22 protein-coding genes and 1 pseudogene are annotated in these 24,015 nt (G+C 73.0%); 17 read left to right on the top strand and 6 right to left on the bottom strand.

What is annotated here, in order from left to right:
* Position 1: 1 nt before the first annotated feature.
* Positions 2-289 carry a hypothetical protein gene (locus NX801_RS06775; RefSeq protein WP_258786178.1) on the top strand — a complete coding sequence of 96 codons (288 nt, stop codon included), beginning with the start codon at positions 2-4 and terminating at the stop codon, positions 287-289.
* A 131-nt stretch (positions 290-420) separates the two neighbouring features.
* On the opposite strand, the gene NX801_RS06770 is transcribed toward NX801_RS06775, so the two are convergent.
* Complete coding sequence (locus NX801_RS06770) at positions 421-1,230, bottom strand: IclR family transcriptional regulator (RefSeq protein ID WP_258786176.1); 810 nt, start codon at positions 1,228-1,230, stop codon at positions 421-423.
* 398 nt (positions 1,231-1,628) lie between these two features.
* Here NX801_RS06770 and allB point away from each other — a divergent pair, with 398 nt between their 5' ends.
* Both allB and alc read left to right on the top strand, forming a co-directional pair.
* Positions 1,629-2,966 (top strand): allantoinase AllB, encoded by a 1,338-nt coding sequence (allB, locus tag NX801_RS06765; protein ID WP_258786420.1) that lies wholly within the window; start codon positions 1,629-1,631, stop codon positions 2,964-2,966.
* A 17-nt stretch (positions 2,967-2,983) separates the two neighbouring features.
* The gene (gene alc, locus NX801_RS06760; protein WP_258786175.1) at positions 2,984-4,096 is read left to right on the top strand and encodes an allantoicase; all 1,113 of its coding nucleotides are present in this window, start codon (positions 2,984-2,986) and stop codon (positions 4,094-4,096) included.
* Between the two features lie 155 nt (positions 4,097-4,251).
* Here alc and NX801_RS06755 read toward each other — a convergent pair whose 3' ends face one another.
* Complete coding sequence (locus tag NX801_RS06755) at positions 4,252-4,473, bottom strand: hypothetical protein (RefSeq protein WP_258786174.1); 222 nt, start codon at positions 4,471-4,473, stop codon at positions 4,252-4,254.
* A gap of 145 nt (positions 4,474-4,618) precedes the next feature.
* On the opposite strand from NX801_RS06755, the gene NX801_RS06750 reads away from it, so the two are divergent.
* The 4 genes from NX801_RS06750 to NX801_RS06735 all read left to right on the top strand — a co-directional run bounded on the left by NX801_RS06750 (position 4,619) and on the right by NX801_RS06735 (position 8,474).
* The gene (locus NX801_RS06750) at positions 4,619-5,830 is read left to right on the top strand and encodes a sensor histidine kinase (RefSeq protein WP_258786173.1); all 1,212 of its coding nucleotides are present in this window, start codon (positions 4,619-4,621) and stop codon (positions 5,828-5,830) included.
* Positions 5,827-6,555, top strand: a complete 729-nt coding sequence (locus NX801_RS06745; protein ID WP_258786171.1) for a response regulator transcription factor — start codon at positions 5,827-5,829, stop codon at positions 6,553-6,555. The genes NX801_RS06750 and NX801_RS06745 overlap by 4 nt, the downstream gene beginning before the upstream one ends.
* Positions 6,556-6,714: 159 nt before the next feature.
* Positions 6,715-7,218, top strand: a complete 504-nt coding sequence (locus NX801_RS06740) for a MarR family winged helix-turn-helix transcriptional regulator (protein ID WP_258786170.1) — start codon at positions 6,715-6,717, stop codon at positions 7,216-7,218.
* Positions 7,209-8,474: an MFS transporter gene (locus NX801_RS06735; protein ID WP_258786169.1), complete on the top strand. Its 1,266-nt coding sequence runs from the start codon at positions 7,209-7,211 to the stop codon at positions 8,472-8,474. The genes NX801_RS06740 and NX801_RS06735 overlap by 10 nt, the downstream gene beginning before the upstream one ends.
* 145 nt (positions 8,475-8,619) lie before the next feature.
* Here the strand turns inward: NX801_RS06735 and NX801_RS06730 are convergent, their stop codons facing one another.
* Positions 8,620-9,651 carry a Gfo/Idh/MocA family protein gene (locus tag NX801_RS06730; RefSeq protein WP_258786167.1) on the bottom strand — a complete coding sequence of 344 codons (1,032 nt, stop codon included), beginning with the start codon at positions 9,649-9,651 and terminating at the stop codon, positions 8,620-8,622.
* 184 nt (positions 9,652-9,835) lie between these two features.
* Here NX801_RS06730 and NX801_RS06725 point away from each other — a divergent pair, with 184 nt between their 5' ends.
* The 10 genes from NX801_RS06725 to NX801_RS06680 all read left to right on the top strand — a co-directional run bounded on the left by NX801_RS06725 (position 9,836) and on the right by NX801_RS06680 (position 19,691).
* The gene (locus NX801_RS06725) at positions 9,836-10,555 is read left to right on the top strand and encodes a GntR family transcriptional regulator (protein WP_258786419.1); all 720 of its coding nucleotides are present in this window, start codon (positions 9,836-9,838) and stop codon (positions 10,553-10,555) included.
* Positions 10,556-10,749: 194 nt separating this feature from the next.
* Positions 10,750-11,763, top strand: coding sequence for a sugar ABC transporter substrate-binding protein (locus NX801_RS06720; RefSeq protein WP_258786166.1), 1,014 nt, complete (start codon positions 10,750-10,752; stop codon positions 11,761-11,763).
* Entirely contained in the window at positions 11,760-12,818 is a 1,059-nt protein-coding gene (locus NX801_RS06715) for an ABC transporter permease (protein WP_258786165.1), read from the top strand. The genes NX801_RS06720 and NX801_RS06715 overlap by 4 nt, the downstream gene beginning before the upstream one ends.
* The gene (locus tag NX801_RS06710) at positions 12,815-13,651 is read left to right on the top strand and encodes an ATP-binding cassette domain-containing protein (protein WP_258786164.1); all 837 of its coding nucleotides are present in this window, start codon (positions 12,815-12,817) and stop codon (positions 13,649-13,651) included. The genes NX801_RS06715 and NX801_RS06710 overlap by 4 nt, the downstream gene beginning before the upstream one ends.
* 258 nt (positions 13,652-13,909) lie before the next feature.
* Entirely contained in the window at positions 13,910-15,073 is a 1,164-nt protein-coding gene (locus NX801_RS06705; protein WP_258786163.1) for an ROK family glucokinase, read from the top strand.
* A complete protein-coding gene (locus NX801_RS06700) occupies positions 15,070-15,624 on the top strand; it encodes a hypothetical protein (RefSeq protein ID WP_428986077.1) in 555 nt (184 codons plus the stop codon). The genes NX801_RS06705 and NX801_RS06700 overlap by 4 nt, the downstream gene beginning before the upstream one ends.
* Positions 15,625-15,923: 299 nt before the next feature.
* On the top strand, positions 15,924-17,432 hold the full coding sequence (pcaDC, locus tag NX801_RS06695) for a bifunctional 3-oxoadipate enol-lactonase/4-carboxymuconolactone decarboxylase PcaDC (protein WP_258786417.1): 1,509 nt from the start codon (positions 15,924-15,926) through the stop codon (positions 17,430-17,432).
* Between the two features lie 121 nt (positions 17,433-17,553).
* The gene (locus NX801_RS06690; RefSeq protein ID WP_258786162.1) at positions 17,554-18,201 is read left to right on the top strand and encodes an MBL fold metallo-hydrolase; all 648 of its coding nucleotides are present in this window, start codon (positions 17,554-17,556) and stop codon (positions 18,199-18,201) included.
* Positions 18,202-18,316: 115 nt separating this feature from the next.
* On the top strand, positions 18,317-19,096 hold the full coding sequence (locus NX801_RS06685) for an exodeoxyribonuclease III (RefSeq protein ID WP_258786161.1): 780 nt from the start codon (positions 18,317-18,319) through the stop codon (positions 19,094-19,096).
* Between the two features lie 154 nt (positions 19,097-19,250).
* Entirely contained in the window at positions 19,251-19,691 is a 441-nt protein-coding gene (locus tag NX801_RS06680; protein WP_258786160.1) for a DUF6278 family protein, read from the top strand.
* A gap of 66 nt (positions 19,692-19,757) precedes the next feature.
* Here NX801_RS06680 and NX801_RS06675 read toward each other — a convergent pair whose 3' ends face one another.
* The 3 genes and pseudogenes from NX801_RS06675 to NX801_RS06665 all read right to left on the bottom strand — a co-directional run.
* Positions 19,758-21,380 (bottom strand): CocE/NonD family hydrolase, encoded by a 1,623-nt coding sequence (locus tag NX801_RS06675; RefSeq protein WP_258786159.1) that lies wholly within the window; start codon positions 21,378-21,380, stop codon positions 19,758-19,760.
* Positions 21,381-21,549: 169 nt separating this feature from the next.
* Entirely contained in the window at positions 21,550-22,734 is a 1,185-nt protein-coding gene (locus tag NX801_RS06670; protein ID WP_258786158.1) for a L,D-transpeptidase, read from the bottom strand.
* A 466-nt stretch (positions 22,735-23,200) separates the two neighbouring features.
* A pseudogene (locus tag NX801_RS06665) lies at positions 23,201-23,953 on the bottom strand (hypothetical protein); the annotation flags it as partial.
* Positions 23,954-24,015 lie beyond the last annotated feature (62 nt).

The raw sequence follows: 24,015 nt of genomic DNA, 5'->3' as shown, positions 1-24,015 counted from the left end.
GATGACCACCCTTCACATCGAGATAACGGTCTCGGATTACGAGGCCTGGAAGGCGGGATTCGACCGATTCGCCGACTTCCGCCGGCTGGGCGGCGTGCGCCATCATCGAGTCCTGCGGCAGCGGGACGACGCCGGACGAGTGGTGATCGACCTCGACTTCGACACCGCCGAGGACGCCGAACGGTTCCACGACGACGTACGCACCCGGGTGTGGTCGTCGCCGGACAACATCCAGGGGCTCATCGGTCCGCCCCGGGCGGTCGTCCTGGAGACGGTCGAGGCGGACTGACCGAGCCCCGGCGGGACGGGTGGTTCACGGGCCGGGGCGCGGTCGCGCCCGAACGTCACCGGGACGGACCGGCGACCGGAGCCGGAACGACCGGCAGCCACGGCGCCTCGGCCGGTCTGGTGGGCGGTGGTTCAGCCCTGCGGCGGCGTGGAGGTGCCGGCGATCGCGGCCGACAACTCCCGCGCCACCTCCTGGAGGACCGGCACGATCCGCTCGGTGGCGGCGTCGGTGACCCGTCCCGCCGGGCCCGAGATGGAGATGGCGGCGGCGGTCGGCATGTCCGGGACCGCGACCGCCAGGCAGCGGACCCCGATCTCCTGCTCGTTGTCGTCCACCGCGTACCCGGCCCGCCGTACCTGCTCCAGCGCGCCGAGGAAAGCGTCCGGGTCGGTGATCGTCTTGTCGGTCGCCGCGGGCATGCCGGTCCGGGCCAGGAGTGCCCGTACCTCCTCCGGCGGGGCGTCGGCGAGCAGGGCCTTGCCCACGCCCGTGGAGTGCGGCAGCACCCGGCGTCCCACCTCGGTGAACATGCGCATCGAGTGCTTGGACGGCACTTGGGCGACGTACACGATCTCGTCGCCGTCGAGCAGTGCCATGTTGGCGGTCTCCCCGGTCTCCTCGACCAGCCGCGCCAGGCTGGGGCGGGCCCAGGTGCCGAGCAGCCGGGACGCCGACTCGCCGAGACGGATGAGGCGGGGCCCGAGGGCGTACCGGCGGTTGGGCTGCTGGCGCACATATCCGCAGGCGACCAGGGTGCGCATCAGCCGGTGAATGGTGGGCAGCGGCAGCCCGCTGCTCGCGGAGAGTTCGCTCAGTCCCACCTCGCCGCCGGCGTCGGCCATCCGCTCCAGGAGGTCGAAGGCGCGCTCCAGGGACTGGACGCCACCCGACGCGGCGGGCTTGGCGGCGGCTTCGGTGGTGCTCGCGCTGGACGTCGGCACGGCAACGGTCCTTTCGGGGAGGACGGACAAGGCAGCAGCCTACCGGTCCGGTTCGTCCGGCACATTGTTCCCGGTGGGACGTCCGGGCCGGTCAGGGGCTGTTTGTCCGGCTGTCCACGGTCTGTTCCCACAGCCCTCGGTGCAGGTGTTGTGGTGAGCGCCATTCTCTTATGTGGAAACTGATTTCTGCTTTGTGGAAACATCCGAATCGGTTGCGCATCCCCGCTCACCCTCTGGATCACCCTTGACGGGCTCCGATCGGGGGTGAACACTCCTTCAACAGTTCGTTGAAACGATCCGGCCGACGAGGCCGAGACGCAACGGAAAGCGGGGCGGGCGTGGGCGGAAACGACGTGCTGGGCGCGCGGGAACCCGGGCGCGGGCTCCATACCGGCGATGTGTCCGGTGTGGAACTCGTCCTGCGGTCGACGCGCGTGGTCACCCCGGACGGGACCCGCCCCGCGGTCGTCACCGTCCGCGGCGGCACCATCGAGGCCGTGCTGCCGTACGACGCCGAGCTCCCGGCCGGGGCCCGGCTGGAAGACGTGGGCGACCACGCGGTGCTGCCGGGGCTCGTCGACACCCACGTCCATGTCAACGACCCGGGGCGCACCGAGTGGGAGGGCTTCTGGACTGCCACGCGCGCCGCGGCCGCCGGCGGCATCACCACCCTGATCGACATGCCGCTCAATTCCCTGCCGCCCACCACCACCGTGAACCATCTCCGGGTCAAACGGGCGGTGGCCCGGGAGAAGGCCCATGTAGACGTGGGCTTCTGGGGCGGAGCCCTGCCCGACAACACCGAGGAGCTGCGCCCCCTGCACGACGCCGGGGTGTTCGGCTTCAAGTGTTTCCTGTCGCCGTCCGGGGTGGACGAGTTCCCCCAGTTGGACCGGGAACGGCTCACCGCCGCGCTCACCGAGATCGCCCGATTCGACGGGTTGCTGATCGTGCACGCCGAGGATCCGGGACGCCTGGACGCCGCGCCCCAGCGGGGCGGCGGGGCGTACGCGGACTTCCTGGCCTCCCGGCCGCGCGAGGCCGAGAACGCGGCCATCCGGACTCTGATCGACCAGGCCCGGCGGCTGGACGCCCGGGTCCATGTACTGCATCTGTCCTCCTCCGACGCCCTGCCGCTGATCGCCGAGGCCCGGCGCGAGGGCGTCCGGATCACCGCCGAGAGCTGTCCGCACTTCCTCACCCTCACCGCCGAGGAAGTCCCGGACGGGGCCACCGAGTTCAAGTGCTGCCCGCCCATCCGCGAAGCCGCCAACCAGGACGCCCTGTGGCAGGGGCTCACGGACGGCACCATCGACTGCGTGGTCTCCGACCACTCGCCCTCCACCCCGGAGCTCAAGACCCCCGACTTCGCCACCGCCTGGGGCGGCATCTCCTCGCTCCAACTCGGGCTGCCCGCCGTCTGGACCGAGGCGCGTCGCCGGGGCCGCACCCTGGACGACGTGGCCCGCTGGATGTCCACCGCGCCTGCCGCCCTCGCGGGGCTCACCCGCAAGGGCGCCATCGAGGCCGGCCGCGACGCCGACTTCGCCGTCCTCGCGCCCGACGAGACCTTCACCGTCGATCCGGCCGCGCTGCACCACCGCAACCGGATCACCGCGTACGCCGGCCGGACGCTGCACGGCGTCGTCACGGCGACCTGGTTGCGGGGGAGCCGCATAGCGGACCGCGGCACCCCGGCCGCCCCCAGCGGCCGGTTGCTCGAAAGGAACCAGTGAAAGGAACACCCGACCCCGTGACCGGCATCCCGCGCTTCACCGGCGACGCCCGCCCCTACGCCGGAGGCGACCCGTACGCCGACTACCGCACCGCCGACTTCCCCTTCACCGTCCACGCCGACCTCGCGGGCCGGACACTCGGTGCCGGGGTGATCGCCGCCAACGACGAGTTCTTCGCGGAGCGCGAGAACCTGCTCAAGCCCGGACCCGCCGTCTTCGACCCCGAGCGCTTCGGCCACAAGGGCAAGGTCATGGACGGCTGGGAGACCCGCCGCCGCCGGGGCGCGTCCGCCGCCGAGCCGTACCCCGCCGACGGCGACCACGACTGGGCGCTGATCCGGCTCGGGGCCCCCGGGGTGATACGCGGAATCGTCGTGGACACCGCTCACTTCCGCGGCAACCACCCGCAGGCGGTGTCGGTCGAAGGGGCCTCGGTGCCCGGTACGCCGTCCCCCGAGGAACTGCTGGCGCCCGGCGTCGCATGGACCACCCTGGTGCCGCGCACCCCCGTCGGCGGCCACGCGGCCAACGGCTTCGCCGTCGAGGCGGAGCGCCGCTTCACCCATCTGCGCCTCAACCAGCACCCCGACGGCGGTGTCGCCCGGCTGCGGGTGTATGGCGAGGTCGCCCCCGACCCGGAGTGGCTCACCGCGGTCGGCACCTTCGACCTGGTCGCGCTGGAGAACGGCGGTGTGGTCGAGGACGCGTCCGACCGCTTCTACTCGCCGGCCACCAACACCGTCCAGCCCGGCCGCTCACAGAAGATGGACGACGGGTGGGAGACCCGTCGCCGCCGCGACCGGGGCAACGACTGGATCCGTTACCGCCTGGCCGCCTCCTCCGAGATCCGGGCGGTCGAGATCGACACCGCCTGTCTGAAGGGCAACAGCGCGGGCTGGGCGGCGCTCTCCGCCGGTGACGGCTCCGGCGTCTGGACCGAGTTCCTGCCCCGCACTCGCCTCCAGCCGGACACCAACCACCGCTTCGTGCTGCCCGAGCCGGTCAGCGGCACTCATGTCCGGATCGACATCTATCCGGACGGCGGTATCTCCCGGCTGCGGTTGTTCGGTGCCCCGACCGACGAGGGCACCAAGCGACTCCTCGCACGCCATCTGGAGCTCGGGGGCTGAATCCCCTCCGCGTAGGTATGGCTGTACGGCGGTACGGCCTTCGGCACCGCGCCGCCGACAGGAGCCGGGCCCGGTTCCGCCGGCGGCCGCGGCGCCCCGCCCGGGGCCGGGGACCCGCATCCCCTGCCCCGGTCCCGGACGGCGACGAGCCGCCGTCACCGCCGCCCGACGCGGTCCGCCAGACCCAGCAGCGCCAGGCCCAGCACCGCCACCACGACATTGACGAACACCTCCTTGCCGTGCAGCAGTCCGACGCCCTCGGTCAGGTACCGGGTGAAGCCCATGAACCGGAACCAGCCACCGGTCAGCTCCCGCACCACGCCGCAGACACCCGCGACCAGCACCACCATGCCCAGGATTTCCAGCGATTTCTTCATGTTCCCGATCCTGGGCCGGCCGGGCGCTGTTTCGCGTCCGACTTGGGCAGGGTGAGGGCCGACGAAAGTATCGGCTTCTCCGACTTCGGTACCGCCCCGTTGCCGGGAGACCCGCCGGTCGGTCCCGCCGCATAGCCTCGGCGGTATGACCCGTGCCGAGTACCCGTGGCTGCTGCCCTCCGATCTGGCCGGCCCCGCCGGACCGGGCCGCCGCCGGCGGCGTACCGTACGGGACTGGCTGGTCGACACGGTCGCCTTCGCCGGAGCGGCGTTCATCGGTCTGCTCGCCGCAGAGGCGTCCCGCCGGGCCGACAACGCCCCGGCCGCCGTGCTCGCCGACCAGTTGCTCGGCGCCACCGCCTGCTGTGCCCTCTGGTTCCGCCGCCGGTGGCCGGTCGCCGTGGCACTCGCCGTCTGCGCCGTCGATGCCGTCGCCCCCGCCGCGAGCGGTGCGGTCCTGGTCGCCCTCTTCGGGGTCGCGGTCCGCGTGCCGTTCCGACGGCTCTCCCTGGTCGGCGGAGCGGCCCTGGTCAGCGGCGTCGTCCAGGCCTTCGTACGCCCCGACCCCGAGATGAGCACCCTCGCCGCCATCACGCTGGGAGTCGTCCTGCTTCTTCTGGTCACCGGCTGGGGCATGCTCGTCCGCTCCCGGCGGCAACTGGTGGCCGCTCTGCGGGAGCGCGCCGTCCGGGCCGAGGCCGAGGCGGAGCTCCGGGCCGAGCGGGCCCAGCGCGCCGCCCGGGAGGCCATTGCCCGCGAAATGCACGATGTGCTGGCGCACCGCCTCACGCTGCTCAGCGTCCACGCGGGCGCCCTCGAGTTCCGGCCCGGCGCGCCGCCCGCCGAGGTCGCCCGGGCCGCCGGGGTCGTCCGGGACAGCGCCCACGAGGCCCTCCAGGACCTGCGGGAGATCATCGGTGTCCTGCGGGCGCCCGGTGACCCGGGTGACGGCGACCGGCCGCAGCCGACCCTGGCGACCCTGACCGCCCTGATCAGTGAGTCCCGCGCGGCGGGAATGCGGGTCGCCCTGGACGACGAACTCACCGGCCCGGCCGACGCCGTGCCCGCCGCCACCGGCCGTGCGGTCTACCGGGTCGCCCAGGAGGGGCTGACCAACGCCCGCAAGCACGCCCCCGGTACCGAGACCGCGGTGACCCTGCGGGGCCGCGCGGGCGAGGGCGTCACGGTCGAAGTGCGCAACTCGCCGCCCACCAGGCCCGTCCCCCGGGTCCCCGGATCCGGCCAGGGGCTCATCGGGCTCGCCGAGCGCGCCGCCCTCGCCGGCGGCCGCCTCAGCCACGGCGCGGACCCGGACGGCGGCTTCACCGTCCGGGCCTGGCTACCGTGGCCCGCATGACCATCCGGCTGATCGTCGTGGACGACGACCCTCTTGTCCGTGCGGGGCTCACTCTCATGCTCGGTGGTGCCGACGACCTGGAGATCGTCGGCGAGTGTGCCGACGGTGCCGAGGTGCCCGCGCTGGTGGACCGTACCGGACCCGATGTCGTCCTCATGGACATCCGGATGCCGGGCGTGGACGGCCTCACCGCCACCGAACGGCTCCGGGCCCGGCCGGACGGGCCCGAGGTCGTCGTTCTCACCACCTTCCACGCCGACGAGCAGGTGCTGCGCGCCCTGCGGGCGGGCGCGGCCGGATTCGTCCTCAAGGACACCCCGCCCGCCGAGATCGTGGCGGCCGTCCGACGGGTGGCGGCGGGTGACCCGGTCCTCTCCCCGGCCGTCACCCGCCAGCTGATGGCCCATGTCGCGGGGAAGGCGGGTGGCCAGGACCGGGAGGCCGCCCGGCGCGCCGACGCCGCCACCCGGCTGGCTGCCCTGGCCGGGCGGGAGCGCGAGGTGGCCCTCGCCGTCGGCCGGGGTGCCTCCAACGCGCAGATCGCCGCCGCGCTCTATATGAGCGTGCCCACCGTCAAGACACATGTCTCCCGGGTGCTGACCAAACTCGGGCTCAACAACCGGGTCCAGATCGCCCTGCTGGTCCATGACGCGGAGCTGTCACGGCAGCCCGCCGACCGTCTCGGTGAGTCCGGCCGGTCCGCCCCGGGCGGGCCCCGGCCCTGATCTCGATCCGACGCGTCGTGCCGGCCACGGCTCTCCGCATCTCCGTGGGGAAAGACATGGAACCCGTCGGGCTGTCCGCCCGCCAAGCGGAGAAGGGGGACGTCGCGGGCCGGAAAATTATTATGACAGTGCTTATGTAAGTGCTGTTACGGTGATTCCGTGACCGGATTCGATGAAGAACGCGACCCCACCCGGCAGAGCCTCTGGCGTCCGCTGCGCCTCCTCCAGGCGTCGATGGACGCCGAGCTGGCCCGGGTCTATGCCGAAGGACGGATCGACGGGCTCAGGCCGAGCTTCGTCATGGAACTGCTGCGGCTGCACGCCCAGGGGCCGATGACCATCAAGGAGCTGGCCGACTCGGTCGGCCGGACCCATTCGGCGCTGAGCCAGAAGGTGGCGGCCATGCGCGCGGCCGGCTGGGTCCGTACCGTCGCGGGCGACGACGCGCGCAGCAAGAGAGTGACCCTCACCGCGAAGGCCGTGAAGGTCGTCGGACGCCTGGCGGCGGAGTGGCGCGCCACCGAGGCGGCCGTGGCCGAGATCGAGGCCGAGATCCCCTATCCGCTCAGCCGGGCCGTCGCCGACATCGAAGCTGCCCTGGCCCGCAGGAGTTTTCACGACCGGGTGGCCGAGAAGCTGGCCCAGGACCCGGCGTGGCGCTGAGACGTCTGCTGCTCGACGTGGCTCCGCTGCGGTCGTCACCACCCTTCCGGCGGTTGTGGATCGGCCAGACACTCTCCGGTTTCGGCAGTCAACTGACGGCCGTGGCGGTGATGTTCCAGGTGTGGCGGACGACCGGCAGCCCCGTCTGGACCGGGGCGGTGGGTCTGGCGCAGGTGATCCCGCTCGTCGCCTTCGGGTTCTTCGCCGGATCGCTTGCCGACCGCGCCGACCGGCGGACGGTCTACCTGGTGATGACCGGCGGGCAAGCCGGGTGCGCGCTTCTGCTCGCGCTTCAGACCCTTCTGGATCGTCCGCCGATCGTCGGAGTGCTGCTGCTCGTCGCGGCGCAGGCCGCCTGTGCCGCCGGAGCCGGGCCGGTCTCCCGCGCCGTTCTTCCGTGTCTCCTGCCGCGCCACGAGCTGGCGGCCGGCCTGGCGCTGCGGCAGCTGTCGTTCCAAGGGGCCATGCTGGTGGGGCCCGCCCTCGGCGGACTGATCGTGAGCGGGGCGGGGGCCGGTGCCTGCTACGCGATCGACGCGGTCACCTTCGGCGCCGTGTTCCTCGGCGCGCTCGGCCTGCCGCAGACGCCCGCCGGGGACGGCCCCGCTCGGCCGGGCGCGAGCGGGATCCTCGACGGACTGGCCTTCCTGGCCGGGACCCCGGTCGTCCGTGGAGCCCTGCTCACCGATCTGGCCACCACCGTGCTGTCCATGCCGATCAGCCTCTTCCCCCTGATCAACTCGGAGCGGTTCGGCGGAGATCCGCGTACACTGGGGCTCTTCCTCACGGCCGTCGCCGCGGGCGGTGTCACCGCGTCCCTGTTCTCCGGCGTCTTCACCCGGCTCGCCCGTCCGGGCCTCCTGACGCTGGCGGCGTCCGCTGTATGGGGCGGTGCGCTGATGCTCTTCGGAATGTCGTCCCGTCCGTGGTGGGGGTTCGCCCTTCTCGCCCTGGCCGGAGCGGCCGACACCGTCTCCGTGGTCGCCCGGGGGACGATCGTCCAGACGCACACTCCGGCCCGACTGCTGGGCCGGGTCGCCGCCGCGGAGCAGGTCGTCGGACAGGCCGGGCCCGAGCTCGGCAATCTGCGCGGCGGCCTGGTCGCCGGCGCCACCACCGGCACGACCGCGCTGGTCAGCGGTGGGCTGCTGTGCCTCGCCGCTGTCACGGCGGTGGCGATCCGCACCCCCGGACTGCGGCGGTCGCCCGCACCGCTGTCCCCGTCCGCCGCTCCGGCGGTCCCGGAGTGCGGGTAGGGGCTCACTCGCATCGGCCGGGGCTGTCACAGCCGCGTGGTAGGCAAGGGCTTCCCGAGCAGTTCCGGCAAGTGAGGGGTGCGCCGGGCCACGGCCGGGGGCACCGCAGGGTCGCGCGCCGGCTCCGCGCGGGCCCCCGTGCCGCTCACCGGGCGGCGGCGGGGGCGCCGGCGGGCAGGGCGCCGGCGATCTCGTCCAGGCGGACCGGGCGGCGCTCGCGGCGGGAACGCTCGCAGGCCTCGGCGACCAGAAGGGCGCGCAGCGCCTCATGGCCGTCGCAGGGGTTGGCCGCCTCGCCGCGGGCCAGGCGGACGAAGGCGTCCAGCTCGGCCTCGTACGCCGGTGTGAACCGCTCCAGGAAGCCGGGCCAGGGAGCGGACGGACGGGGCGGGCCGAGAGGTTCGGCGGAGGTGAGTGGGGTGCGGGCGTCCAGGCCCACCGCGAGCTGGTCCCGCTCGCCCGCCAGCTCCATGCGGACGTCGTAGCCGGCGCCGTTGCAGCGGGTGGCCGTCGCGGTGGCGAGGGTGCCGTCGTCCAGGGTGAGCAGCACGGCGGCGGTGTCCACGTCGTCCGCCGCCCGGAACATCGGGTGTCCGGCGTCCGAGCCGGTGGCGTACACCTCCACCACCTCGCGCCCGGTCACCCAGCGCAGGATGTCGAAGTCGTGCACCAGGCAGTCCCGGTAGAGCCCACCCGACAGCGGCAGATAGGCGGCGGGCGGCGGAGCCGGGTCGGCGGTGGTGGCGCGCACGGTGTGCAGCCGGCCCAGCCGCCCGGAGCGCACCGCCTCCCGGGCGGCCCGGTAGCCGGCGTCGAACCGGCGCATGAAGCCGAGTTGCAGGGCGGTCCCAGCCGCCGCCACCTCGTCCAGCGCGGCGAGGGTTCCCGGCAGGTCCACCGCGATCGGCTTCTCGCAGAAGACGGGGAGCGCGGCGTGGGCGGCCCTGGCGATGAGACCGGCGTGCGAGGAGGTCGCGGAGGCGATCACCACGGCGTCCACGCCATGGGCGAAGATCTCGTCGACGGTGACGGCGGTGGCGCCGGTCAGTGCGGCGATCCGCGCCGCCCGGGCCGCGTCGGCGTCGGCGACCAGCAGCTCCCCGACCTCCGGATGGCGTCCGAGCACCCCCGCGTGAAAGGTGCCGATCCGTCCCGTACCGATGAGTCCGATGCGCATGGCCCCAAGGTGGCGGGGGCCCGGCGCCCTGTCAAGCATTTGTCCTGACAACAGGACTTCACGACTTTCCGTCAACCCTGGGCGCGGATACCCTCGGCCCGTGCCCAAGCAGACCCGAGCAGCCCGAACCCCCCGCGCCGAGACCGGCACGGCGGCGGGGCCCGTCGTACGGCTGCCGCTCGGCGTGGACCGCACCAGCCCCGTACCGCTCTACTTCCAGCTCTCCCAGCAACTGGAGGCGGCGATCGAGCACGGGGAGCTCACCCCGGGCAGCCTGCTCGGCAATGAGATCGAGCTCGCCCGGCGGCTCGGGCTGTCCCGTCCCACCGTCCGTCAGGCCATCCAGGCCCTGGTCGACAAGGGGCTGCTGGTCCGGCGCCGGGGAGTCGGCACCCAGGTGGTGCACAGCCAGGTCAAGCGGCCGCTGGAGCTCAGCAGCCTCTACGACGACCTGGCCGGCGCCGGCCAGCGCCCCGCCACCGCCGTCCTGGTCAACCGGCTGGAGCCCGCGCCCGCCCGGGTCGCCGCCGCGCTCGGCGTACCCGAGGGCGCGGAGGTGCGGTATGTCGAGCGGCTGCGGTCCGCCCATGACGAGCCGATGGCCCGGCTCCGCAACCATCTCCCGGCCGACCTGCTGGAGCCGGCCACCGAGCAGCTGGAGGAGACCGGGCTCTACCGGCTGCTGCGCGCCGCCGGTGTCACCCTGCACAGCGCCCGCCAGACGGTCGGCGCCCGCGCCGCCGCCCGGGAGGAGGCGGAGCTGCTGGGGGAGGAGCCGGGCGCGCCGCTCCTCACCATGGAGCGCACCACCTACGACGACACCGGGCGGGCCGTCGAATTCGGCTCCCACATCTACCGGGCCTCCCGGTACGCCTTCGACTTCCAGCTGCTGGTCCGCGGCTGAGCGCCGAGCCGTCCGGGCTCGCGAGGTACGCGCCTCCACAGGTCTTCCGTACGATGTAAGAATGTCCGGACAAAACCTGGACGAGTTGCCCCGCCGCCGTCCACACTCACCCCATGACCGATACTTGGCGAGTCGGGACGAGGCGATATGCCCCCCGTCGGCACCTCGGAGGACACGAAGAAGGGCACGGCGTCGTGGCAAGGGTTCGGACAGGGGCGCGCGCGGTCGGCGCGGTGCTCGCGGCGGCGCTCGCGCTCTCGCTCGCGGGGTGCAGCAGCACCGGCGGCAAGCGCGCGGAGGACGCCCGCAAGGCGGCCTCGGCGCAGGGACACGCGGCGGTGAACACCCCCAAGTGGACCATCGCCATGGTGACCCACTCCGGGGACGGTGACACCTTCTGGGACATCGTCCAGAACGGCGCCAAGCAGGCGGCGGTCAAGGACAACATCAACTTCCTCTACGCACACAGCGACGAGGCGCAGCAGCAGGCGCAGCTGGTCGACTCCTACATCGACAAGAAGGTCGACGGACTGATCGTCACCCTCGCCAAGCCCGACGCCATGAAGGCGGTGGTCGCCAAGGCGGTCAAGGCCGGCATCCCGGTCGTCACCGTCAACTCCGGCTCCGCCCAGTCCAAGAGCTTCGGCGCCCTCACTCACATCGGTCAGGACGAGACCATCGCCGGCGAGGCGGTCGGCGAGGAACTGGACAAGCGGGGGCGCAAGAAGGCCCTGTGCGTCCTGCACGAGCAGGGCAACGTCGGCCACGAGCAGCGCTGCGCGGGCGTGAAGAAGACCTTCGGCGGCGATCTGCAGAACCTCTACGTGGACGGCACCAACATGCCCGACGTCCAGGCGGCCGTGGAGGCCAAGCTCCAGACCGACAGCTCCATCGACGCCGTGGTCACCCTGGGTGCCCCGTTCGCGGACGCCGCCGTCCAGGCCGTGCGGAGCGCCGGGTCCAGGGCCGAGGTCGACACCTTCGACCTCAACGCCAAGGTCGCCGCCGCGCTCGATTCCGGCCGGCTCGGCTTCGCCGTCGACCAGCAGCCCTACCTTCAGGGGTACCAGGCCGTGGACCTGCTCTGGCTCTACCGCTACAACGCCGATGTGCTCGGCGGCGGACGGCCCGTGCTGACCGGCCCGCAGATCATCACCAAGGACGCCGCCGCCGCGCTGAAGGAGTACACCGAGCGGGGCACCCGATGACCACCACCGTCCCACCCGTCAGGAGCGAGGATCCCTCCGCGGACGAGCGGCTGCTGCGGGTCTCGCCGCTGCGCAGGCTGCTCGGCCGCCCGGAGCTCGGCTCGGTCGTCGGTGCCCTCGCCGTCTTCCTCTTCTTCGCGCTCGTCGCCGACGGCTTCCTCCGGGCCTCCAGCTTCGGCACGGTCCTCTATGCCGCCTCCACCATCGGGATCATGGCGGTGCCGGTGGCCCTGCTGATGATCGGTGGCGAGTTCGACCTGTCGGCCGGAGTGCTGGTCACCAGCTCGGCGCTGATCTCCTCGATGTTCAGCTTCCAGCTGACCACCAACGTCTGGGTGGGCGTCCTGGTGTCGCTGCTGGTCACCGTCGCCATCGGTGTCTTCAACGGTTTCATGCTCACCCGGACCAAGCTGCCGAGCTTCATCATCACGCTCGGCACCTTCCTGATGCTGACCGGGCTCAACCTGGGCCTCACCAAGCTGATCAGCGGTACGGTGTCGACCAAGACCATCGCCGACATGGAGGGCTTCGGCTCGGCCCGCGCCCTCTTCGCCTCCCAGCTCACCCTCGGCGGTGTCGAGCTGAAGGTCACCGTCCTGTGGTGGTTCGGCCTGGTCGCGCTCGCCACCTGGATCCTGCTGCGCACCCGGGCGGGCAACTGGGTCTTCGCCGTCGGCGGCGGCCCGGAGGCCGCCCGCGCGGTCGGTGTCCCGGTCCGCGCCACCAAGACCGGGCTCTACATGGGCGTGGGCTTCTGCGCCTGGGTCTCCGGACAGCATCTCCTCTTCTCGTTCGACGTCGTCCAGTCCGGCGAGGGCGTCGGCAACGAGCTGATCTACATCATCGCGGCGGTGATCGGCGGCTGTCTGATCACCGGCGGCTACGGCTCCGCCATCGGCGCGGCGGTCGGCGCCTTCATCTTCGGCATGACCAGCAAGGGCATCGTCTACGCCGAGTGGAACCCGGACTGGTTCAAGTTCTTCCTCGGCGCCATGCTCCTGCTGGCCACCCTGCTCAATGCCTGGGTACGCAAGCGCGCGGAGGCCACCGCATGACCGGCACCACACCCCCGGCCGGATCCACGGCAGTGACGGCGGCGAACGACGGCACGGCCCTGGTGGAGCTCGACGCCGTCAGCAAGTACTACGGCAACATCCGCGCCCTGGAGGGTGTCTCCCTGGAGGTCCACCCGGGCGAGATCACCTGTGTCCTCGGTGACAACGGTGCGGGCAAGTCGACCCTCATCAAGATCATCTCCGGGCTGCACGGGCACGACGGCGGCACCCTGCGCATCGATGGCGAGGAGACCGCTCTCGCCTCGCCGCGCGACGCGCTGGACCGGGGCATCGCCACCGTCTACCAGGACCTGGCGGTCGTCCCGCTCATGCCGGTGTGGCGCAACTTCTTCCTGGGCTCCGAACCGACGAAGGGCACAGGTCCGCTCCGACGGCTCGACGTGGCCCGGATGCGCGAGACCACCCGCGCCGAACTGTTGCGGATGGGCATCGACCTGCGGGACGTGGACCAGCCGATCGGCACCCTCTCCGGCGGCGAGCGGCAGTGTGTCGCCATTGCCCGGGCCGTGTACTTCGGCGCCAAGGTGCTGGTCCTCGACGAGCCCACCGCCGCGCTCGGTGTCAAGCAGTCCGGCGTGGTGCTCAAGTACGTGGCGGCGGCGCGCGACGCCGGTCTGGGCGTGGTCCTCATCACCCACAACCCGCACCACGCGTACCTGGTCGGCGACCGGTTCGTCCTGCTGAAGCGCGGCACCATGACCGCGAGCCACACCAAGGACGCGGTCACTCTGGACGAGCTCACCCGGCAGATGGCGGGCGGCAGCGAACTGGAGGACCTGCGCCACGAGCTGGAGCGCGCCCACGCGACCTGACGGCCCGGGCTGCCGGCGGGGCCGTACGCCCCGGCCGGCTCCGCCGCCGCGCCTGCCCCGTGCCCTGTCGCCCGCCTGCCCGCCGCCGTGGCCGGCCGCCCGCTGTGCCGGCCCTCCCGCCGGAGCCCGGGTCGGGGACCGGCGGGACGGCCGTGCGCCGGCGGCGGGGACCTACCTGGCAGAATCGGGGGCGGCGGGCGCCGTCCGCCGCCGGCCGTACCCCCACCCCGCCGGCTCCCCCCACCCCCACAGGGACCGATGAGCACGTACCGCGACTTCGCCCACCGCGGCTCCGCACGGGCCACCGTCCTGCGGACCGTCGGCACCCGCGAGCGGCGTTCGCACCTGACCGCCCCCCGGGTCCCGACCGTCGGCATCGACATCGGCGGTACGAAGGTGATGGCCGGAGTCGTCGACGCGGACGGCCAGATCCTGGAGCAGATCAAGACCGAGACGCCCGACAAGTCCAAGAGCGCCAAGGTGGTCGAGGACACCATCACCGAGTTGGTTCTCGATCTCTCCGACCGGCACGACGTCCACGCCGTGGGCATCGGCGCGGCCGGCTGGGTGGACGCCGACCGCAGCAGGGTGCTCTTCGCCCCCCACCTGGCCTGGCGCAATGAACCGCTGCGCGATTCGCTCCAGGGCCGGCTCGCGGTGCCCGTCATGGTGGACAACGACGCCAACACCGCCGCCTGGGCGGAGTGGCGGTTCGGCGCGGGGCGCGGCGAGGACCATCTCGTCATGATCACGCTGGGCACCGGTATCGGGGGCGCCATCCTGGAGAACGGCCAGGTCAAAAGGGGCCGGTACGGGGTGGCGGGCGAGTTCGGCCATATGCAGGTCGTCCCCGGTGGCCACCGCTGCCCGTGTGGCAACCGCGGCTGCTGGGAGCAGTACAGCTCGGGCAACGCGCTGGTCCGGGAGGCCCGGGAGCTGGCCGCGGCCGACTCCCCGGTGGCGTACAACATCATCGAGCGGGTCAAGGGCAGCGTCCCGGACATCACCGGTCCGCTCATCACCGAGCTGGCCCGGGAGGGTGACGCCATGTGCGTCGAGCTCTTCCAGGACATCGGGCAGTGGCTCGGCGTCGGCATCGCCAACCTGGCCGCCGCCCTCGACCCGTCCTGCTTCGTCGTCGGCGGAGGCGTCAGCGCCGCCGACGACCTGCTGATCGGCCCCGCCCGGGACGCCTTCCGCCGCCACCTCACCGGGCGCGGCTACCGGCCGGAGGCCCGGATCGTCCGCGCCCAGCTCGGCCCGGAGGCCGGAATGGTCGGCGCCGCCGACCTCGCCCGGCTCGTCGCCCGCCGCTTCCGCCGCGCCAACCGCCGCCGGGTCGAGCGCCATGAACGCTACGAGCGATACGCCCAGGCCATCCGCAACGGCGGCTTCACCACCACCGAGGAACCGCCGTCGTGACCGTTCCCCACCAGGCCGGCCCGCCGGAGAACCGCCGGCACATGATCGTCCGCCGCTGGCTCACCGCCGCCGTCATCGTGCTGCTCATCGGCATCCCGGCGGGCTATCTGGTGATCTCCGCCGAACAGAGCCGGGACAGCGGACGCGACAAGGAGGCCGAGTCCTCGGTCACCGGGCTGCAGGACAGCTGGCCGTCGAAGATGAAGCGCAATGTCTTCGAGGTGCCGGTGCCGGCGCAGTCCCAGGACGTGGCCTACTTCGAGACCAGCAACTGGAAGTCCAGCCGGCTGTACGTCGAGTTCACCACCAGCGGCGCGGGGCTCGACGTCTTCCTGCGGGAGATCGGCACCACCCGGGCTCAGCTGTCGCTCGGCAAGGTCACCATCAGCCACCGCGACGCCACCACGGTCGGCTGGGACTTCCCGGACGACCACGACTGGTCGGCCACCACCCACCGGCTGCCCGACCCCCGCCCGGTCCGCGACATCACCGTGGACCTCTCCGACCCGGCCGCCCCGCACGTCTACGTCGTCTCCACCGCCGCCCCCTGAGCCGCCGGGAGCGGCAGCGTGGCGCCGGCCCGCCGGGCCGGCGTGAACGGGCCCGGTACCGGTGGCGCCGCGGCCGCACCGCTCCCGCCCCGGAGCCGTCCGGGCCCCGTTCGGGTGGCACCGGCCCGGCGGTGCCACCACCGCGTTCCGCGCCGGCCGGCTCCGTCCCGGACCCGCCCCCGCGCCGGGGTCCGGCCCCGGGGGCGCCGATCACCCCCGCGCTCATTACCCTGGAGCGGGTGAGTGAGACGCAGACGCCTTCGCCTACGCCCCTGACGAACGGGCCGCTCGGCCCGGTCATGCCGCCGGGACCGGACCCGCTGCACGCGCCCAGGACCCTCGCCCACCGGTCCGACGGGCCCGCCGACGCTCCGGTTCTCGTCCTCGGCCCCTCGCTCGGGACGACCCTCCACATGTGGGACAGGCAGATACCCGAGCTCGCCCGCCAGTGGCGTGTCCTCCGCTTCGACCTGCCCGGCCACGGTGGTGCGCCGGCCGATCCGGCCGCGGCGGTCGGGGAGCTGACCACCCGACTGCTGGCCACCCTGGACGAACTGGGCATTCAGCGCTTCGGGTACGCCGGTTGCTCGATCGGCGGCGCGATAGGCGCCGAGCTGGCCCTGCGCGCCCCGCACCGGCTCGCCTCGCTCGCCCTGGTCGCCGCCTCGCCCCGGTTCGGCACCGCCGACGAGTTCCGTCAGCGCGGCGTGATGGTCCGGGCCAATGGGCTCGAACCGATGGCCCGCAGCGCCCCCGAGCGCTGGTTCACGCCCGGCTTCGCCGCCGCCCAGCCCGCGATCGTGGAGTGGGCGGTGCAGATGGTCCGTACCACCGATCCCGCCTGCTATGTCGCCGCCTGCGAGGCACTGGTGGCCTTCGACGTACGGACCGAGCTGAGCCGGGTCGGCGTGCCCACCCTGGTCCTGGTCGGCTCCGAGGACCGGGTGACCGGACCGGCCGAGGCCCGGACCCTGGTCGCAGGCATCCCGGACGCCCGTCTCGCCGTGGTGCCGGGCGCCTCGCATCTGGCGCCCGTCGAGCAGCCGACCGCCGTCACCGACCTGCTGGTACGCCACTTCTCCACCGCCTGGGTGCCGTCCGTGCCCGAGCCCTCGACCGGCCCGACCCCGGTGCCGCCCGGTCCCGGTCCGGTCGGCGTACCCCCGGTGCCGCCCGGTCCCGGTCCGGTCGGCGTACCCCCGGTGCCGCCCGGTCCCGGTCCGGTCGGCGTACCCCCGGTGCCGCCCGGTCCCGGCCCCGCTCATGCCGCCGTCCCGGCAGGTGTGCTCCCGGTGCCGCCCGGTCCCGGTCAGGCGGACGTCCTGGACGCTCCGGTGCCGCCCCCGGCTCCGGAGGCGCCTCCCGTGCCGGTGGCGCCCGGTCCCGCGCGGGAGGTGGCGCACCCCGACCGGTACGACGCGGGGCGTCCCGACCCGTACGAGAAGGGGCTGCGGCTGCGCCGGGAGGTGCTGGGCGACGCCCATGTGGACCGCGCCCTGGCCGGCGCCGACGACTTCACCGGTGACTTCGACGAGCTGATCACCCGGTACGCCTGGGGCGAGATCTGGGCCCGGGACGGCCTGGACCGCCGGACCCGCAGCTGTGTGACCCTGGCCGCCCTGGTCGCGGGGGGCCACCTGGAGGAGCTGGCCCCGCACACCCGGGCCGCCCTGCGCAACGGTCTGTCGCCGGCCGAGATCCGCGAGGTGCTGATGCAGACGGCGGTCTACTGCGGGGTACCCGCCGCCCAGGCCGCCTTCAAGGTCGCCCGCCGGGTGATCCTTGAGGAGACCAGTCCCGAGGCCTAGGGTCCGGCTCCGGAACGCGGAGCGGCCCGGACGCCGTACACCGGCCCCGGGCCCCGCCCCCCGGTCCGGGCCGGCCCGGACCGGGCGACGAACCAGTCTGTGAGAGTGGGGAGCCATATCCATGAAACTGACGAAGAAGTCCCACGCCTGTGTCCGGCTGGAGGAGGAGGGCCGGACGCTCGTCATCGACCCCGGCGGCTTCAGCGAGCCGGACGCGGCGCTGGGCGCCGATGGACTGCTGGTGACCCATGAGCACCCCGACCACTTCGACGAGGGGCGGCTGCGGGCGGCCCTGGAGGCCAACCCGGCGGCCGAGCTCTGGACCCTGCGGAGCGTGGCCGACCAGCTCTCGGCGGCCTTCCCGGGGCGGGTGCACACGGTGGGCCACGGCGACACCTTCACCGCCGCCGGCTTCGAGGTACGGGTGCACGGGGAACTGCACGCGGTGATCCACCCGGACATCCCGCGCATCACCAATGTCGGCTTCCTGGTGGACGACGGCGCGGTGTTCCACCCCGGGGACGCGCTCACCGTCCCGGACCAGCCGGTGGAGACGCTGCTGCTGCCGGTGCACGCCCCCTGGAACAAGATTTCCGAGGTGATCGACTATGTGCGGGAGGTGAAGCCGGGGCGCGCCATCGACGTCCACGACTCCCTCCTCACCGACCTGGCCCGGCCGGTCTACGACCGCCAGATCGGTGAACTGGGCGGCGCCGCACACCTCCGGCTCACCCCGGGGGACACCACCGACGTCCGGCCCGGCCGGTAATCCGGCGCGCGGGCCGTCCGGCGCCCCGTCGGCGGCGCTCCCGACCGCCCCGGGACGGCCGGGAGCCGCCCGTGGTCCGCGCCGGTTGTCCGATCCCGCCGTTAGGCTTTCCGTCATGCGCATCGCCACGTGGAACGTCAATTCGATCACTGCCCGGCTCCCCCGGCTGCTGGCCTGGCTGGAGAGCAGCGGCACCGACGTCCTCTGCGTCCAGGAGACCAAGTGCACCGCCGAGCAGTTCCCCACCGAGCAGCTGCGCGAGCTGGGTTACGACTCCTCGGTGCACGCCACCGGCCGGTGGAACGGCGTGGCCCTGCTCTCCCGGGTCGGCCTGGAGGACGTGGTGCACGGCCTCACCGGCGGTCCGGAGTACGAGGGCGTCCAGGAGCCGCGGGCCATCTCCGCCACCTGCGGGGGCGCGCGGATCTGGTCGGTCTACGTGCCCAACGGCCGCGAGGTCGCGCACGACCACTACGCCTACAAGCTGCGCTGGCTGGAGGCGCTGCGGGACGCGGTCGCGGAGGACGCCGCGGCCGCCCGGCCGTTCGCCGTGCTCGGGGACTTCAACATCGCGCCCACCGACGACGACGTGTGGGACCTGTCGTTCTTCGAGGGCTCCACACACATCACCGAGCCCGAGCGCGCGGCGCTCGCCGCACTGCGGGAGACCGGGCTCGGCGATGTGGTGCCGCGTCCGCTCAAGTACGCGCACCCGTTCACGTACTGGGACTACCGGCAGCTCTGCTTCCCCAAGAACCGGGGCATGCGTATCGACCTCGTGTACGGCAACAAGCCGTTCGCGGACGCGGTGCGCGACTCCTACGTCGACCGGGAGGAGCGCAAGGGCAAGGGTGCCTCGGACCACGCCCCGGTGGTGGTCGATCTGGAGCTGTGAGAGCCGGAGCCGCGAGGGCCGGAGCCCGGGAGCCGGCCGGCCGGGCTCCGGCGGCCCGGCCGACCGGGATTTCTCCGGGGGTTCGGCGTTCCGTTCCCCGTGCTCCGCGCGTGCCCTGTGGTGCGTGGGGCACAGCGGTGCGAGGCTGGGCCGTATGAACATCCCCTTCCTGGACGCCTGGCGCAAGCGGCACGACGGCCCTTCGGAACCGCCGCTGGTCTCCGCCTTCGACCGTGACCCCGAGGGGGTCGCCGACATGCTCTCCGAGTGCGAGCTGCTGCGCGCCCGAGTCCAGGAGTCGGGTGTCCGGCTGGACGACAGCCCCCGCTCACTCGCCGCCCTCGACCAGTTGCCGCCGCGCTGGCGCGACGACCCGGAGGAACTGCCCTCGCTCGGCAACGACGTGGGCCTCTACCTCGGCACGGTGCTGGTCCGGACGGTTCCCGGGGCGGTCTGGCGGATGAGCCCGGACGGCCGGCCGGTGGTGCGGCTGGCCTCCGGGCGCGAGGTCGATGTGGTGGCGGCGGGGCTGGAATGGGCGATGACCGGCGCGCCCGAACTCTCCCAGCTCTACGCCGAGTCCGCCGAGAACTGACGAGCGTCCCCCCGACCGTCCGGCCGGGTCGGGCGTCCCCGCCGCCCCGGCCGCCACCGTTCCTGCTCACTCCTCCCGCAGCGGCACCGAGAGATACGACGGGTCGGCCGCCGGGGAGGAGAAGGTCAGCCGGGCACCGAACGGATTGTGCTCGGCGTAGAGCGGGTCCACGGTGTCGACGACCACGGTCAGCCGGTGCCCCGCCGGGACGTCGTACGCGGTGGAGCCCAGCTCCAGGTCGACGCCGAACGGCCGGCCCGGGGTCCGGTCGTGGAAGGTGTACGGTGCCGTGCTGACCAGCTTGCCCAGCCCGAGCGGGCCCACGTCGTAGAGGTACGCCATGAAGGTGCCGCTCGACGCGGTGCTGCTGACCGTGGTGTGCAGCCGCGCGGTGCCCCGGACGTGCTGGATGGCGCCGTATCGTCCGGACTCCCAGACCGCCGCGAACGGGCGGGGGAGCAGCGGGACGGACACCACCGGCGGCAGCTTCAGGAACTGGTCGAGCGCGTTGGAGAGGATGACCATGCCGCCGTTGGCGCCCGAGTCGACGTTGGCGAGGATCCGCTGCCGGGCGCCCAGGGCGATTTTGCGCTCGGTGGCGCCGACCGACTTCCAGTCCGGGTAGGTCTCGTAGCCGCCGCCCGAGCGGGAGGAGAGCTGGACCGGGCGCTCCCGGTCCACGCCGTTGTCAACCCCCTTCAGGTAGTGGTCCAGCCATCGATGGGCGCTGTTCCAGGTGTCGTTGGGGACGCCGAGCAGTCCGGCGAGTTCGGGTGTGACATGGTCGCCGGGGCGCAGCTCCAGCCGCTTGGGACCGGCGAGCTTCTCGTAGAAGGCGGCGTACTGATTGGGCGGAAAGAGCGTGTCGCCCCAGGCGCCGGCGAGCATCACGGCGGGGCCGTTGGCGTTGAGCCGGTCCAGCTGGTTGGCGGGGGAGCGCCGGGCGGCCCAGGCCCTCATCGCCTCCTCGCCGGAGAGGTCGGAGCTCATGAACCCCCGCAGTACCTGCTGGAATTCGGCGCTGGGGCGGCCCGCGAGGTACCCCGCGCCGCCGAGCAGGGCGCCCGCCTGGAGGTGCTGGGTGCGGCCGCCGTAGATGGACTGCTCCAGGTCGCCCCAGCCGCTCAGGGCGACCACCGTCCGTACCCGCTTGTCCTGCGCGGCGGCAAGCAGGGTGATGCCCGCGCCGTAACTCATCCCGGCCATCCCGACGGCCGCCGGGTCGGCGGGTGTGTGGGCCAGCGCCCAGTCGATCACCCGGGAGGCGTCCGCGATGTCCGGCGGCCCCGCCACCTCGATCTCGCCGCCGGAGCCCAGGAAGCCACGAGTGGTGTAACTGACCACCACATAACCGGAGTCCGCGAACTTGCGGGCCTGTATCAGGTACTGCAGCTGGGACGTGGCCCAGCTGGCCGGGAGCACGAGCACCGGATAGCGGTGGCCCGGTACGGCGTCAGTGGGAGTGACCACATTGCCCTTGAGCACGACGCCGCCGTCCCCCGGGATGTCGACGAACCGTATGCCGCCGCCGGAGGACCGGCCGGCGGCGGCCCCGGAGGCCGGTGCGGCAGCCGGTGTCTCCGCGGCGACCGCGCCGGACGGTCCGGTGGCGAGCACGGCACTCGCCACCAGTGCGGTCAGCAGGGCTCCGGTCGTCGTCGTACGCAGGGCGGTGCGGGGATTTCCCACGGCTCACTCCTCGGATGCGGTAAGGGGGCATCCGGGGTATGCACGTGTGGCACACGTAAGTAACCGAGCAGTAAGTTACGTACCGGTAACGATCGTTGGGGCTGGTGAGGTTCGCGCCAACTCCCGTCCGGATTGTTTCGGCCGGGAGTTGGCGCGGCTCGGGGAACGGTCAGTGCGCCGCGGACTTGGCCTGCCAGTCGGCCCAGGAGACGTTCCAGTCGCCGTAGCCGTTGTTGACCGCCTGAGTGCCCTTGGCATCCGCGCCGTCCACTTCGAACGGGTCGCCGGGCCGCACCTGGCCGTAGAGCCAGCCGGCGTCGGAGGTGCTCATGCCGAGGCAGCCGGAGCTGTGGTTGGTGTTGCCGAAGTAGGCCTTGTTCCAGGGGGCGGCGTGGGCGTACATGCCCGACCAGGTGAGCCGCATCGAGTAGTCGACCATCTTGTCGTAGGCATCGCCCAGTCCGACCGTCTCGGAGCGCATGTTGATGGTGCCCTCCTTCGACATCAGCACCGTCTTGCCCCGCCAGGACGCCTTGTCGCCGCCCGGGGTGCCGCCCGACATCGGGAGCTCCCGGACCACCGCGCCGTCGCGCAGCAGCTTGAGGGTGTGGTGGTCCAGATCGGCCTTGACCACCTGGTGGGCGCCGACGGTGAAGCCGGTCTGGTAGTCACGTACGAACCAGCCGCCCTCGCCGCCCGAGTCGACACCGTTCAGTTCCGCGGCGAGCGTCACCTTGGTGCCCGGCTTCCAGTACTCGCGCGGCCGCCAGTCCACCCGGTCCTTGCCGGAGTAGTCCTTCATCCAGCCCCAGGAGCCCTCGGTGTGGTTGGAGGTGGTGACCTTCAGGCGCTTCTCCACCGCGGCCTTGTTCTTCACCGGGTGGTCGAAGACGATCGACAGCGGGTGCCCGATGCCGACCGTGGTGTTCTTGCCGGGTGCCAGGGTGAGCTTGTTGACCTTCTCCGGGGAGGCGGTGGCGAAGTCCGCCCGCGCGGTGCCGCCGCCGGTGTCCCGTGCCTCCACGCTGTACGCGGTGCCCGGCGCGGCCGGCCGGGCGGAGGTCCAGGTCTTGCCGTCGGAGGCGACCGCACCGGCCAGGGTCGCGCCCTTGGAGTCGGTGACGGTCACCTGCTGGAGCCGGCCCGCCGCGAGCTTCACCGTCACCGGCTCGCCCGCCTTGGCCTGCCGGCCGCTGAGGTTGACCGAGATCCGGGTGGTGGGCTCGGCCGCCTTGCCGGAGCCGGTCCCGGAGCCCTCCGCCCCGCCGCACGCGGTGAGGGCGGCCGCGGCGAGGACCGCGGTGCCGGACAGAACGGCGGTGCGGAACGGGGTGCGCGGGCGTATGCGGCTCAACTCGAAAACCTCCGATACGAATGGTCGTCCCCGGGGAAGAGGGCGCTTCAGGTTGACGGGTTGCCGCGATCCGGAAACTTTCCCCCGGAACGGGTGTGACACGCCCGACACCCGCACGGAGGTTGGACGGCCGGCCGGCGCGACCGCCAGCCCACCGGGTCCCCGGCGAACCCGGCCCGGTTGCCGTATCCGTTGGACGGAAACCGACATGGGGTGTGCGTGGGGCGGGCGTGGCCAGGAGAGCCGCCGTCGTGCCGCCGCTCGCGGTCCGGGCGGGTTCACCCGCCTCCGTCCTCCGCCACCATCACCCGTCCTCGGCACCGGTCGGATCGCCGGCCGGTGACCTGGGGCGGTCGCCCGCCGGGCGTGCCCGGTCCCGGGCGCTCCGGGCGCCCCGTCGGCCGCCCGCACCGCCGCCGGTGCCCGGTTCGGGGCCGGTCCCCGGGGCCGGGTCCGCGGGAGCCGGGGCGGCGGCGGTCACCGCGGCCGGGACGGCCGCCGGAGCGGTCCGGGCGGCGCGGGTGACGTCCGCGACGAGCTCCACCACATCGGGGCCGTACGCCTCCGAGTTGACGACCTTCAGCAGCAGCACGAACGAGCCCCGCCGGCCGTGCTCCCGGGCCAGTCGCTCATGGTGGCGGGCCAGATAGCGCGCCGCCGCCTGGTTGGTGATGGCCCGCTGCCCGCAGAAGAGGAAGACCGGCCGGCCGCCCTCGCCCGCCGTGAGCCGGGCCAGGAGCACATACTCGAAGGCGCCCCGCTCCGCCCGGTACTCCTCGCCGCCGATCCGGAAGGTCCCCCGCTCCGCCACCGGTTCCGGACCGGTGGTGACCCGCACCCCGGGCAGCAGGCTCCGCAGATGCGCCGCCATCCGGCGGTTGGAGCCGGGCCCGCCGAGGCAGAATTCGGCGCGCTCCCCGAACCCCTGGTGCGCCGTGTCGTGCCGCACGATCCGGGCGTGCGCCCCGCACTCCTTGATCAGCGCCGCCAGCTCCAGCAGCGCGAACACGTCGAACCGGTGGACCGCGCCTCCCGCACCCTCCTCGCCTGCCTCCTGGTTGACCACCAACAGGCATTCGGCGTCGGGTGGCAGACCGAAGAAGGCCCGCTTGCGGCCGAGACGGCGCCGCCAGAGCGTGGTCCGGGCCAGCCAGCCGAGCGCGGCGCTCACGGCGGTGGCGAGCACTCCGAGCACGATGTCGAGGAGGTCTTCCGTCATGGCCGCGCATGCTAGCGGGGGAGCGGAACCCTGTTCGAGTCGGTCCTGGTACGGCCCCTGGC

The sequence above is a fragment of the Streptomyces pyxinae genome, from assembly GCF_024756275.1.
Classification (GTDB): domain Bacteria; phylum Actinomycetota; class Actinomycetes; order Streptomycetales; family Streptomycetaceae; genus Streptomyces; species Streptomyces pyxinae.
The sequence above is the reverse complement of the archived record's forward strand: the minus strand, read 5'-3'. Positions and strand labels throughout refer to the sequence as shown.

Bases quoted from the DNA above. Each gene is read 5' to 3' on its own strand.
- NX801_RS06775 (WP_258786178.1), top strand. From the start codon at position 2: ATGACCACCCTTCACATCGAGATAACGGTCTCGGATTACGAGGCCTGG.
- NX801_RS06755 (WP_258786174.1), bottom strand. From the start codon at position 4,473: ATGAAGAAATCGCTGGAAATCCTGGGCATGGTGGTGCTGGTCGCGGGT.
- NX801_RS06750 (WP_258786173.1), top strand. From the start codon at position 4,619: ATGACCCGTGCCGAGTACCCGTGGCTGCTGCCCTCCGATCTGGCCGGC.
- NX801_RS06745 (WP_258786171.1), top strand. From the start codon at position 5,827: ATGACCATCCGGCTGATCGTCGTGGACGACGACCCTCTTGTCCGTGCG.
- NX801_RS06730 (WP_258786167.1), bottom strand. From the start codon at position 9,651: ATGCGCATCGGACTCATCGGTACGGGACGGATCGGCACCTTTCACGCG.
- NX801_RS06715 (WP_258786165.1), top strand. From the start codon at position 11,760: ATGACCACCACCGTCCCACCCGTCAGGAGCGAGGATCCCTCCGCGGAC.
- NX801_RS06710 (WP_258786164.1), top strand. From the start codon at position 12,815: ATGACCGGCACCACACCCCCGGCCGGATCCACGGCAGTGACGGCGGCG.
- NX801_RS06705 (WP_258786163.1), top strand. From the start codon at position 13,910: ATGAGCACGTACCGCGACTTCGCCCACCGCGGCTCCGCACGGGCCACC.
- pcaDC (WP_258786417.1), top strand. From the start codon at position 15,924: ATGCCGCCGGGACCGGACCCGCTGCACGCGCCCAGGACCCTCGCCCAC.
- NX801_RS06690 (WP_258786162.1), top strand. From the start codon at position 17,554: ATGAAACTGACGAAGAAGTCCCACGCCTGTGTCCGGCTGGAGGAGGAG.
- NX801_RS06685 (WP_258786161.1), top strand. From the start codon at position 18,317: ATGCGCATCGCCACGTGGAACGTCAATTCGATCACTGCCCGGCTCCCC.
- NX801_RS06680 (WP_258786160.1), top strand. From the start codon at position 19,251: ATGAACATCCCCTTCCTGGACGCCTGGCGCAAGCGGCACGACGGCCCT.